We start from the raw sequence: 12481 nt of genomic DNA, 5'->3' as shown, positions 1-12481 counted from the left end.
CGATTCCCTGAACAGCCGCCCTATGCAATTCCAGCCTTTTGGTCCGATTCCCATCGCCGCGCCGCCGCCTCACCCGAAGGTTGCGCGATTTGGCGAGCGCAATCCCCGAGAAGCGCGCACCCCAGAAGAAAAACCGTTTCTGACGCGTCTGCTATCGGCCCCAGAAGGTCAGGACCCTGACCCAGGCAGGCGGCCATCGCTCACGCTGGCAGGCATGTGGGGACGAGACGCGCTGCAAGGCGTCCGGACGCCAGAAGACCTGTTCTCCAAAGCGGATTTCCGTATCAGTGGCAGCGTTCTGGTAGACGGGGAGAACGGGGAGAAGCTGGCGTTTATCGCAGCGCGCAAAGACACAGGCGACATCACGCTCACCCTGACAAGCGCCTTTCCCAGTCCGGCGCAGAACCGCCTAAGCCCGACCCTCCGGCTGATATTCAAGCCAAAGGGTCTCATTGCGCGCTATATCGCCCCGGACCAGCTGAACGCGCCGCCCCTGAGCGGGACGGCCCTGCGTCGCGCTGAAGCCCTCAGCGAAGCGCTCTTTTCCGCGCTGATCGAGGCGGCGGGTCACACGCGCTTTTATGCCGTCTCGCAGACGCCGCGCCCCTCTCGCGCGGTGACGCCGGCCGCTCCAGACGCAGAACCCCTTGCCGCAGAACTGTTACCCGGACTGCAGTGGATGAGGCCGCAGGCCAGCGTTGAAATAGGCGTCTCCAGCCTCACGCGTCAGACCAGACGGCCCATGAATGGCAGAAACGGCTGTGAGGTATGGCGCACGCAGATCGTGGATCGGACAGGACGCCCGCTGGGACCGGCTGAGCTGGAGCTGGCGGAAGTACGGCATCCGGGAAGCGGGCGGCGCGCCGGTCTGGTGACGCTCAGGCTTTGGCCAGACGGGCCAGATAACCCCGGCAACGGGAATTCGCGACAAGACGGGGCGCGCCTGATTCTAGTCGCTTACCTGCCTGCAAACGCGCCGAAGACGATTGCGCATGGGCTCCAAGCGCCGCCGCTATTAGCCTTAGGCGAATCGATGGCGCTTCTTGCTCAGACCAGCGCGAGCGATCGGCCTCACGCAGTCCAAGACCCGCAGGCCGCACAAGCGTACCCAGCGATGATAGCCTGTGCTCAGGCTATGTTTAACGCCATTCAGGGTCAACAGGGCCTGAAGGCCCCCGCGCCGACGCGAAAGCCGTTATGCCCGACGCCTGAGCCGCCAAAGCCCCCCGTCTGGAAGCGATTTAAAGACTGGATGATGCAGGGAACAGCGCGCCAGGCCGTGATCGCCGACGCTGCCGGAGAGGACGCCTAGCAGGCGGCGGCGCTCATGACGGGACGCGCGTCCATCAGGCAGCGGCCAGCGGCGAAGGTCATCATGGGGCGGCCTTCCAGCGCCATGCCTTTGAAGCAGGAGTTGCGCGAACGACTCTTGAAAGCAGCGGGATCCACGCGCCAGCGAGCGTCTGAGTCAATCACGGCCACGTCGGCCCTTGCCCCGACGCGCAGATCGCCCGCCGAGAGATTGAGCAGGCGGGCAGGGGCCAGCGTCATCAATTCAATCAGGCGCAGGGGCGGCGCAATGCCGGTTTTGACCAGATGCGTCAGAAGAACGCCGACGGCGGTTTCCAGACCGACGACGCCATTGGGGGCTTCATCCAGCGACAGGGCCTTTTCATCGGGGGTGTGGGGGGCGTGATCGGTTGCGATGGCGTCAATCGTGCCGTCCAGAAGACCAGCAATCAGCGCCTGGCGGTCTTCTTCAGCGCGTAAAGGCGGGCACATCTTGAAATCGGGGTCGTAGCCCTGCAAAGCCGCGTCGGTGAGGGTGAGATGATGAGGCGTGGCTTCCGCCGTGACGCGCAGGCCCTCGCGCTTGGCCTGGCGCACCAGCGCAACGGCTTCGCGGGTCGAGAGATGGCAAATATGCAGGTGGCCGCCCGTCTGGCGGGCCAGCTCGATATCGCGCGCGACAATGACGCTTTCTGCGGTGTTGGGATGGCCTTTGACGCCCAGCAGGGTGGAGAAGTAGCCCTCATTCATACAACCGCCGCCCACCAGCGAATAATCTTCGGCGTGGCACATGATGGGCACGTTGAGCATCTGCGAATACGACAGCGCCAGACGCATAACATTGGCATTCATGATACAGCGGCCGTCATCGGTAAAGCCGACCGCGCCCTGTTCATACAGGCTGCGCATCTCGGTGATGGCTTCTCCGGCAAGGCCCTTGGTCGCCGCCGGAACCGGATGAATGGTAATCGGAACGGCCCGCGCCGCTTGATTCACATAGGCAAGCGTGGGCAGATCGTCCAGCGTGGGGGTGGTGTTGGGCATAATGCACACGGTCGTAAAGCCGCCTGCAATGGCCGCCGCTGCGCCACTGGCCGTGGTTTCCTTATCGGGGCGACCGGGATCGCGGAAGTGAACGTGAATATCCACCAGCCCCGGCGTCACCCAGTGCCGAGGCGCTAGCTCGATGACGGTTTCCACGCCCTCACAAGAGAGATCCGGGCCTATCGCGGCGATTTCGCCGTCGCGCAGCAGGACGTCGCACACGGCGTCAAGTCCGCTGGCTGGATTCAGGACGCGGCCGCCGCGCAGCAGCGTCGAGACGGGTGGGGGGGCTTCGCAAAGCAGGGCGGTCATCGCAAGCGGGGTCCTTTCTACTACCGGGCTGAGAGCAACCTCGCGCCTAGGCGAGATTATCGCCGAAGGCGGCGCGATCGGCGGGCGTGGCGAGCGTCAGATACAACAGGGCCATGCGGATGGCCACGCCGCTGGTGACCTGATTGGTAATGAGGGACACGGCGCGGTCGTCGGCCAGATCGCTGGCGATTTCCACGCCGCGATTCATGGGGCCGGGATGCATGAGCAGCACATCTGGCTTGCAATAGCGCCGGACGCGATCCGCCGTCACGCCGTAAAAAGCGGCGTATTCACCCATGGAGGGGATCAGGCCCGAGGTCTGGCGCTCAAGTTGCAGGCGCAGGCACATCACAATGTCGGCCCCTTCGAGCGCGGGGGCCAATTGGGTATGGGCCTTGCAGCCCAGGCGCTCGATATCCGGCGGCAGCAAGGTGGAAGGGCCTGCCACATGAACCTCTGCGCCATAGAGATTCAGCAGGTGGATGTTGCTGCGCGCCACCCGGCTATGGGCCACGTCGCCAACAATGACGATCTTGCGCCCGCACAAGTCGGGCACGCGCTGAAGAATGCTATAAAGGTCCAGAAGGCCCTGGGTTGGATGATCATGGGCGCCGTCGCCCGCGTTAATCAGGGCCAGGCGTGCGCCGAAGTGGCGGGCGAGCTGCTGGCAGATTCCGGCGCGGTTATGGCGAATCACGAGGCAATCAACGCCCATCGCCAGAAGGGTTTCCGCCGTGTCGAGGATGGACTCGCCCTTCTTGACCGAAGACGTGGACACCGAGAAGTTGCTGATATCGGCGCTGAGGTACTTGGCGGCCAGCTCAAAGCTGGTGCGCGTGCGCGTGGAGTTCTCGTAGAACATATTGACGACGACTTTTCCGCGCAGCGTCGGGACTTTCTTGACCGGGCGCGACAGGATGCCGGCGAAGGTGCGGGCGGTTTTGAGCGCCTCCTGAACGTCGTCATACGTCAGGGCCGTCGAATCGATGACGTGACGATGCATCCAGCCGCCGCTGACTGCGGGCGTCGGCGTGGGAGACGGGGGGGGAGAAGCGGCGTGAGGAGAAAAAGCGCTGGTCATAGTGGCTCGGAATCCTTCAAAAAAACGCGGGCCGGTTTTATTATGGCGCAAACATCGCCCGCGCGGGCAATCGCATGAATTGAGGCGCGTTGATGCGATCAGGCCTTGGACCTCACACATGCATCTCCCCGCGAGCGCCTGACGCAACGCCGCGTGTTTGTTTCATAATCCGGGTCTGGGTTTGGTTGATACCCCCATTTGACATTCAAAATAATCCCGTGGAAAAGGTCGCCGTTTTAATGAACGTCTCACGCTCAGCCGTCCGATTTGCAGCCGCCCCGGCGCGTCCCGCGCCGTCCGCCGGGGCCCCTCCGCCCCGCCCACTCACGGGCGACGATCGGCGTTTTTTGAAGCAACTTCAGTCTGCGGTCCAGGAAACGGCCAGCATCCCCCCGACGATTCAGCGCGACGTCACCACGGTGATCGACCAGGCGCTGGCGAGCGGAAACAACCTTCCGCCGGCGCTGAAACTGGACCTGATCGAGATGGTCAGCGCGCATCAGACGGTTCAGCGCGCGCCTGGACTCCTTCGGCCTGAATTCAATATGGCGCCGCTCCTGTTTCAACTGGCGAAGCTTCTGGCGGACCAGGCGGATCAGGACGCGGCGGCTGTTCCCTCGCCGATCCCGTCTGCTCGCTTCACCGTCGACGCTTAGGACAGAAACTCCTCTGGGATGGCGAAACGCGCCTGCGCCAATAGGGGCGCGGCGCGTCCCTCGTCTTGATATTAGAGAGCGTCCGGGCCCGGCCTTAGGGCGGATGACGGGCGTCTTCGGCCTGACGGCGCGGCGTCGGGTTACCCAGTTCGGGCTTTAATTGCCGCAAGAGGCGGCGATCCCGATCGCTGATGGAAAACAAGCGCTCGGTCAAGGGTTTTTCAGGCTGATCAGACGAATCGGATGGCGGCTCTGGGCCTGCAGCGCGCATCAGGGCCGGTAACAGCGTCGGTTTTGAGCGCGGCTGCAAGGCGCGGGCGATATCGTCGAGGCGTTCAGGGGCAATCGCCGGGTCGTCCCACCAGCCCGCATAATTGGGCATGCCCCACGCCGGATTGCTGAGCAGAATTCGCTGGCGCTGCAAGAGTTCAATCAGCCGCAGGCGCGGAAAGTGCGGGGATTTTCCGCGTGAGGCGCGCGGATTGGGAGGCGGATCGCCCCACTGAGCGCTGAAGAAGCGGTCGTCGGCGCGATCGTCTGGAAACCCGCGTCCGCAAGGCCGCTGCCCGGACAGGGCCGCTTCGATGTCGCGCGCCGCGCGCCCGGCGGACAGGTTCGGCGGGTGCGTCGCGTCTTTCGGCTCTTGCAGCATCGCCAGCAGACGATTCACCAGCGCCAGCGCGCCCTCGGACGTGTCTTTGTCCGCCGGCTCAGGCTTTTGGGCCGATTGTTGGCGGATATGGCGGTCCATCAGCACCGGAAAGCAGTAGCGACTGAAATAACTCGCCCAGGCGCGGACTTTCTCCTGAGAATCTGCGTACAGCGCGTCCATCAGGGCGCCGAAGAGCCCCAGATTCGTCAGCAGCGCCATCAAAAACGGCGCATACCGAAAGGAAGGCGAACGCGCCCACATGATCGATCAGTTCCCCCTTGGAAAATTTTGTCACACCGCATAAACTATATAAAAAGTATAGCTTTTATCGCACTTTTTGCCTAGTGTTTGGGAGGATTTATGAAGAAATATGTCGACTTATCAAGCGAGGAGAGAGCGAATTGGCGTCTGAGTGCGGGAAGAGGGCGATGAGGTGAGCCTGAGACGGCGCACTCGAGCCGAAGAAGGGATGCAGGCGCCCACAATAGCCCTCGGATATATCACAAGAATGCTTCAGCGGTTTTTATAGGGAAGACAGCCCGCATTTCACAATAGGGATTTCCCCATGGATATTGGCAACGTTTTTTCTCAAAGGCATGCTTCTTCCGCGCCCGTCAGATTTGGCGGGATTTATGCCAACTTTAACCCGGATAACGTCGATGCGTATTTAAAGGGCTTTCATAAAAATCCAAAGGAGCACACGCTCAAACCTTTTGCCACCCGAATTTTTAGAGAACTTCCGACCACTTTAGCGGTTTCAAAATTAATAGGACAAAGCCCTGCGGATATTCATATTCTGGGGTGCTCGGATGGCTCAGAAGCCTATGCCTACGCCATCACCTTGAAAGAATCCATGGGGAAAAAAGCTCAAGGCAACGTTAAAATCACGGGGATTGATTACACGCCTTATCTGGTTGAACTTGCCAAAACCGGCTATCTCGTTTGTACGGATCAGGAAAAGATCTGGGCAAATGACACGCAAAGAGCGCCTCATAATCCTCTGGCCCAAAATGGCTGGAATCAGTATTTAGAGGCTTCTGAAGCGCCCGATAACTTTGATGCCTTAGTCAAGCAATATCCCAATCTTTCCCAAATTACCCGCGACCCCGTCTCCAATATCGCCATTGGAAACGGCATGAATTGGTATAAAATTCGTCCTCATGGGCTTCCCGACATACACTTTGAAGTTGCGGATATGCGCGATTATGTCAAGCGTGCGCCAGCAGGAAGCAAGAGGCAAGTCTATGTGGCCGCGAACGCTTTAGGATATATTGCGCAACAGTATGGGCCTAAAGGCTTTGTACGAGTCCTGCAAGACATTCAGAATAATAACAGGGGCAAAGAAACCTATGTGGTGGTTGGCCAAGTGGAACATCAGGTATTTAAACAAGCGCCTCAACTCGTTGAGTTTATGAAAGCCCTCGGCTATGAACCTGTTTCTCAGGAGCAACTAAAAAGCCTGGGCGCGACTCAAATTGACAAGGCGTATGGCAACATCTGGAAAGTGAATACGACGATTCCCGTTAAGCTGACTTTCGACAGCTAATGGTTTAAAAAGAGTCGAGCGCGTCTTGTCCCGCCGAGCGAGGCGTCTCAAGACGAGCGTATCCCGGCGACGATAGCCACAACCCGCTGGGTTCGTGACGTAAGCGCGGATGGAGACGCGCCTTTACTGCCGGACATCCGGGCCATCGAGAAACGCAGCGCGCAGCTTGAGCCCGCCATCAAACCCGCTCGCGCCAAAGACTTTCATAATATACTGCTCAAGCGGGTTAGTCCCCCTCGCCGTCAGGTCAGACGCCTGCTCCAGGCGTTCTTGCGGGGTGACGCGCCCGTCCTGATTTAAATCCAGACAGGCCACGCCAAGCCCGACCTCGATGGGAGAGACATGGCCATTGTGGTCAAAATCATAACGGGAAAAATCACTGGGTAAGCCGCTTTTTTTGATTTCCTCGGCATAGCCGCTGCCGTACGCCTTCAAGTTGGCGATCGTCTCGTCCCATTTGCCTTGCTGCGGGATCGGCGCGGAATAAGAGAATTCCTCATTCTTTTGGTACGCCATTGCTGGATTGTGCGACTGAAGCCGTTGCAGCTCCAAAAACCCCCGCGCCGTATCTATCCCCAATTGACGCGCATTTGACGTTCCATTACCCATTCCACAAACCCCCTATTTCTGGCAATTCCCACCGGACGGCCCACGCCGATTTATTTACCTAATCGCATAAAAACAACGCGCCTGCATTCCGCGCGCGTGGCGGATCGAATTGTTACAAATCGGGGGGCGGGGCGTTACATCGACTCGGGGGCGCTGACGCCGAGCAGGCTCAAGGCTTGCGCCAGCGTGTTGCGCAGCGCCAGAATCAAGCCCAGACGCGCGCGGGTGAGCGATTCATCTGGCGTCAGCACGCGGCAGACGTTGTAAAACGAGTGGAAATCTGCCGCCAGCTCCAGCGCGTAGCGGGCGATCAGGTGCGGGGCGCGCAGGCGGGCGGCGTCGATGACCAGCGCCTCAAAGCGGTCAAGGCGTAGAATCAGCTCGCGCACAGCGGCCAGCGCCTGCGGGGTTTCGAGCGCGTCGAACAGCGGGCTTAAGGCGTCGTGAGAGGGGGCCTCGCACAAGGCCTTGAGGGCTTCAGCGCTGATAAAGGCGGGCGTCGGCTCGGCGGCGGTCTGCGGCGGCGTCAGCGCATTACGCAGAATGCCCGCACAGCGCGCATGCGCATACTGCGCATAAAACACGGGGTTGTCCTGGGTGGCGGATTGAGCCAGATCGACATCGAAATCGAGCGTCGTGTCGGCGGATTTACTGACCATCCAGAAGCGCACGGCGTCGACGCCGACTTCTTCGACCACGTCGGAGAGGGTCAACATGCGCCGTCGCTTGCCCATGCGGGTTTTTTCGCCGTCGACCAGCAGATTGACCAATTGGCCCAGCAGCACCTCAAAGCGCGGATCGTCGGGCGCGTTGAGATGACCCAGCGCGGTGAGCGCGGCGCGCATGCGGGCAATATAGCCGTGATGATCGGCGCCCCAGATGTTGATAAAACGCGTGTACTGGGCCTTGCCCGCGTCGTCCTCGCGACGGAATTTCTGGTCGTGATAGGCGACATCGGCGGCCAGATACGTGTATTGACCGTCGGATTTAATCAGCACGCGGTCTTTTTCGTCGCCCAGCTCGCTGGATTGCAGCCAGAGCGCGCCTTCTTTCTCGTAGCAAAAGCGATTACGCCGCAGCGTGTTGAGAATCGCCTCGACCAGACCGCGCGCGCGCAGCATGTCTTTTTCGGAGAACCAGGCCTCAAAGGACACGCCCATTCGCGCCAGCAGGGCTTGCTGCTCGGCGAGCATCGCGGTTTTGGCGAACTGGCCAAAGGGCTCCAACAGCGCTTTATCGTCCAGAGTCACTTCCAGACGGCCGGTCTCGGCGTTGAGCGCCGCCGCGTCTTGCAGGCGCGCCCAGGCGGCAAGGGTCAGGGCCTGAGGAGAGGCTTCCTCAGCGCCTTTTTCGGAGGGTTCTACCAGAAATTTCAGCGCCAGCGCGCCGACGTAATCGCCGGGATAGGGGTAGGCAAAGGGCAGGCCGTCGCCGCAATCTGCGCCCAGCGCCTGCAAGGGGGCCGCGCAGATCTGGCCGTCGCGATGCAGTTGGTCCACGCAGCGCAGCAGCAGCGACAGCGCGATATTGTCCATCTGCACGCCGGCGTCGTTAATATAGAATTCGGGCGTGACGACAGCGCCGCAATGACGAAACACGCGCGCCAGCGAGTCGCCCAGCGCCGCCCAGCGCCCATGGCCGATGTGCAGCGGGCCGGTCGGGTTGGCGGAGACGTATTCGAGCAGGACGGTTTCGCCCGCCATCGCCTGATTCGCGCCGGGAGCAGGGGTTTTGAGGATGTCTGCCAGCGCCGCAAGCAGCAACCCCGGCTGAAGACGGAAGTTCAGGAAACTGCCCGCGACCTCGACCTGCCACGATTCCGAGCGCAGGTAAGACGACAGCGTCTGAGCGATGCGCGGCGGGGGCTGAGCGGCCAGACGCGCCAACGGCGAGGCGTTGACGGCATAGTCGCCATGGGCGGCCACGCGCGGACGTTCCAGCTTGAGAACAGAGCCGCCCGCTTCGAGATCGGCCAGCGCGTCGATGGCCTCTGCGCCCAGCCCCCAGTCGGCGGCGGCCTGACGCCACGCGGTGGTGAGGGCGTGCGCCAGCGCGCGTTTAATCATGCGGCCCCGGGCGTCGCGCGATCACGACGCGGACGGGCGAACCAGTTCCTGACGGACCGATTCGAGCTGCTGCAACGCCGCTTGACGTTGCTTGAGAATAGACTTGTCGCCGTGGCCGTTGGGGGCGTCGGGCTCAATTTTCAGCAGGCAGTCGATCAGGCCGTTGACGTCGTTCTGGAAGTACTGGCGCAGCACTTTTTCGATGGCTTTGCGGCCCGCTTCGTTGCGCTTGACGCGCGAGCGGTAGAAGAATTTTTTGCCGTCCTTTTCGCGCTCGGCGAGATCTTTATCGACCAGGCGATCGAGGACGGTTTTAACGGTGGTGTACGCCCATTTTTTGGCGGGCGATTTAATGCGCTCCTGCACCTCGCCAACATAGATCTTCTCTGTGCCGCTGTTTTCGAGATCCCATACGGCATTCAGGATGATGTTTTCCAGATCGCCCTGCTTCAAATCCATCCGAGATGCGTCCTCCAAACCAATATGATGAATTGCATCCGCGTTCTTAATCGAGAATTCGCTATCGTTTAGCCCTTGTTTCCAGAGCGTGAAGCGGGCCTGATTCTCTTTCTCCCTTCCTTCTGCGCGGCGGCCGACGGGGAAATGGCCGACGCGGCGAAGGCGGATGCTGAATGCGCTTCAGTATAGTGAAAATCAGGGAGAACGGTCAATTCTTGAATAAGAAACGTTGCGTAACGTTTGTTGGCGCGGCGAACCGAAAACGGGCCTACGCGCAGGCGCAGGGACCGCAAGACGCCGTGTTTTCGATTGCAACGAATTCCGGGTCAATCTTTGCGGGCAGAACGCCGGCGCCGAATCCCATATACAACAGTAAACGGGCGGCGCGGCGGATCTCGGCGCCCGTATGCAGCGTCATGTCGTTGACATACATGCCGACAAACTGATCGGCGTCCTCGCGGCGCAGGCCGCGCGCAAAGCTCAGCGCGTAGTCGAGCGCCTCTTCGCGGTGATCCAGCGCGTACTGGATGCTGCGCTTGAGGGCGCGGCCGGTTTTGAGAATCACGTCCTCGCCCAGATCGCGGCGGATGGCGTTAGCCCCCAGCGGCAGCGGCAGATTGACGGCGTCGAACCACCATTCGCCCAGATCCACGATTTTTTTGAGTCCCAGCGACGGGTAGGTGAGTTGGCCTTCATGGATAATCAGCCCGGCGGCGACTTCGCCTGAGGCGACCGCGTCCTGAATCTGATCAAACGGCATCGTGCGGGTGACAAGAGACGGATCCCAGAGCTTGAGGGCCAGGTAGGCGGTGGTCCGCTCGCCGGGCACAGCGATGGGTTTTCCGGCCAGATCGGCCTTGCTCAGCGGTTCGCGCGCAATCAGCACGGGGCCGTATTTGTCGCCGATGCTCGCGCCCACGTCGAGCAAGACGTATTGCGTATGCACATACGCGTACGCGTGATAAGACAAGGCCGTCAGCTCATACGTCCCGGCTTCGGCCTCGCGGTTGAGGGTTTCGATGTCGGTGAGCGTGTGCTCAAAGCGCAGGCCTTCGGTGTCCACCTTGTCATGGGCCAACGCATAGAACATAAAGGCGTCGTCGGCATCCGGGCTGTGGGCCACGCGGATCAGCGTGGAATCGGCGGCGGGGGTCATCGCGGGGAAATCCTCATCACTTATCAAAAAGAAGACGGCCTTGGCCGACAGCTTATCGCAAACCCCCTCGCAACGGCTAGCCGAATGCAACGCATTGAAACCCGAGCCCCCCATCAGCGATGATAAGGCGTGATGACATGGCTTTGGCGTTGGCTTTTGGCTTTGGGTCGGGCGGCATGGCGGGCGACGGCCCCGGCGCGCGCGCCGTCCTTCGGCATTGCGGCGCTGATCTCGCTGGCGGCGGCCATCGCGCTGGGCGCGGCGATTCCCCAGGAGTCGCTGACCCCAGTCGGCGAGCTGCGCGCGCGCTTTGGCGAGGCGTATCCATTGATGCGCGCGTTGGGGCTGTTCTCGTTGTACAGCGCGCCGTGGTTTCTGCTGCTGGAAGGGCTGCTGTTCGCCAGTCTGGCGCTGGGCTCGTGGCAATGGCTGGCGCCCGCATGGCGCGCAGCCCTGAAGCCCGCCTTTCTTGACGCGACGGCCATGGCGGCGCATCCGCAGGCGGTTTTTCTGGCAGGGGCGTCTGGCGCGCAGGCGCGCGGCGTACTGAAAGAGACATTACAGCGGCGGGGCTATCGCGTGGTCGACGACGACGGCGACAGGCTTTACGCCACGCGGCATGCGTGGGCGCGGCTGGGTCCATTTTCGGCGCATCTGGGCGTAATGACCCTGTTGATTGCCTCTGTTTATGGCGCCTTTACCGGCTTTGCCCTTCAAAAAACCCTGACGCCGGGAGAGGCGTTCGCCCTGCAACGCGACGCCGACGCGTTCTTACCCGCCATGCCCGCCCCGTTCTGGCGCGGCGCCGTTCCGCCCTGGCGGCTTCACTTAACGGGGTTTCGGGTGATTCAAAACCCGGTTTCTGCTGCGGCGCCTTCGCCAACGCCGCGCCAATATGAAAGCGACATGGTCTTGCAGGACAGCGATAACCGCATGCGGGCGCGCGGGACCGCCTCGGTGAATCATCCGCTGCGCGTGGGGGGACTGTCGATTTATCAGTCGGGCTTTGCGCCGACCGGGCGCCTGAATCTGACCGTCAACGGCGCGGCGCGTTCTGCGCAGACGTCTCAGCGCTTGTTGGGGCGACCCGCAGCCTTCATGCCGGTTCTCAACGGCGGAGAAGCCGTCTTGCTGGTGATTTTCCCGGCGATGACGCAAGCGACGCCGCAGGAGGAGGCGAAACCCGATCCCTCACGCATTCAGGCCGTGCTGATTCGCGCGGATGGGCAATTGACCTCAGACGCGAATCCGTCGTCCGGCGCTGCGCCACAGACGCTGGGCATCGGGCAGACCGTTCGCCTGAGTCGCGTGACGCTGCGCTACGACGGCCCGCAGTGGGCCAGCGCGCTGCTGATTCGCCATGCGCCGGAAACCCCGCTGGCCTTTGCGGCCTTTGCCCTGATTGCCCTCGGCGCGCTGTCGTGTCTCTTCACCCAGCGTCAATGCTGGCTGGCGCCCGACGCAGACGGGCGGTTCCGGGCGCTGGCGCTGGCGCATCGGCCGTTGCCCGGATTTGCGCGCGAACGCGAGGCAATCTACCGGGAGTTGGCCGACGCAGGCGTTTCCGCAGAATCTGCCTCCCCCTCGCCTGTGCGGCGCTAGAATAATCA

Annotated in this window: 11 protein-coding genes; 4 read left to right on the top strand and 7 right to left on the bottom strand. The window is 61.6% G+C overall.

Annotated features, from left to right (window positions below; translation table 11 throughout):
• The first annotated feature begins 22 nt into the window (after positions 1–22).
• Positions 23–1312: a hypothetical protein gene (locus IPK79_06310; protein MBK8190047.1), complete on the top strand. Its 1290-nt coding sequence runs from the start codon at positions 23–25 to the stop codon at positions 1310–1312.
• Here IPK79_06310 and IPK79_06305 read toward each other — a convergent pair.
• Positions 1309–2646 (bottom strand): dihydroorotase, encoded by a 1338-nt coding sequence (locus tag IPK79_06305; protein MBK8190046.1) that lies wholly within the window; start codon positions 2644–2646, stop codon positions 1309–1311. The two genes, IPK79_06310 and IPK79_06305, sit on opposite strands and share 4 nt — an antisense overlap.
• Before the next feature lie 46 nt (positions 2647–2692).
• Positions 2693–3649, bottom strand: coding sequence for an aspartate carbamoyltransferase catalytic subunit (locus IPK79_06300; protein ID MBK8190045.1), 957 nt, complete (start codon positions 3647–3649; stop codon positions 2693–2695).
• Between the two features lie 317 nt (positions 3650–3966).
• Between IPK79_06300 and IPK79_06295 the strand changes: the two genes are divergently transcribed.
• A complete protein-coding gene (locus tag IPK79_06295; protein MBK8190044.1) occupies positions 3967–4383 on the top strand; it encodes a hypothetical protein in 417 nt (138 codons plus the stop codon).
• A 94-nt stretch (positions 4384–4477) separates the two neighbouring features.
• On the opposite strand, the gene IPK79_06290 is transcribed toward IPK79_06295, so the two are convergent.
• Positions 4478–5296 carry a hypothetical protein gene (locus IPK79_06290; GenBank protein MBK8190043.1) on the bottom strand — a complete coding sequence of 273 codons (819 nt, stop codon included), beginning with the start codon at positions 5294–5296 and terminating at the stop codon, positions 4478–4480.
• A 304-nt stretch (positions 5297–5600) separates the two neighbouring features.
• Here IPK79_06290 and IPK79_06285 point away from each other — a divergent pair, with 304 nt between their 5' ends.
• Positions 5601–6581, top strand: a complete 981-nt coding sequence (locus IPK79_06285; GenBank protein MBK8190042.1) for a hypothetical protein — start codon at positions 5601–5603, stop codon at positions 6579–6581.
• A 123-nt stretch (positions 6582–6704) separates the two neighbouring features.
• On the opposite strand, the gene IPK79_06280 is transcribed toward IPK79_06285, so the two are convergent.
• The 4 genes from IPK79_06280 to IPK79_06265 form a co-directional block, all read right to left on the bottom strand.
• Entirely contained in the window at positions 6705–7190 is a 486-nt protein-coding gene (locus IPK79_06280; protein MBK8190041.1) for a hypothetical protein, read from the bottom strand.
• A 134-nt stretch (positions 7191–7324) separates the two neighbouring features.
• Positions 7325–9256 carry an arginine--tRNA ligase gene (locus IPK79_06275; protein MBK8190040.1) on the bottom strand — a complete coding sequence of 644 codons (1932 nt, stop codon included), beginning with the start codon at positions 9254–9256 and terminating at the stop codon, positions 7325–7327.
• A gap of 21 nt (positions 9257–9277) precedes the next feature.
• Entirely contained in the window at positions 9278–9715 is a 438-nt protein-coding gene (locus tag IPK79_06270; GenBank protein MBK8190039.1) for a BlaI/MecI/CopY family transcriptional regulator, read from the bottom strand.
• Positions 9716–9983: 268 nt separating this feature from the next.
• Positions 9984–10871: an ABC transporter substrate-binding protein gene (locus IPK79_06265; GenBank protein MBK8190038.1), complete on the bottom strand. Its 888-nt coding sequence runs from the start codon at positions 10869–10871 to the stop codon at positions 9984–9986.
• Between the two features lie 129 nt (positions 10872–11000).
• Between IPK79_06265 and IPK79_06260 the strand changes: the two genes are divergently transcribed.
• The gene (locus IPK79_06260) at positions 11001–12473 is read left to right on the top strand and encodes a cytochrome c biogenesis protein ResB (GenBank protein MBK8190037.1); all 1473 of its coding nucleotides are present in this window, start codon (positions 11001–11003) and stop codon (positions 12471–12473) included.
• Positions 12474–12481: the final 8 nt, after the last annotated feature.

The organism is Vampirovibrionales bacterium, assembly GCA_016712355.1.
GTDB lineage: Bacteria > Cyanobacteriota > Vampirovibrionia > Vampirovibrionales > Vampirovibrionaceae > JADJRF01.
This window is presented reverse-complemented; position numbering and strand designations above follow the sequence as displayed.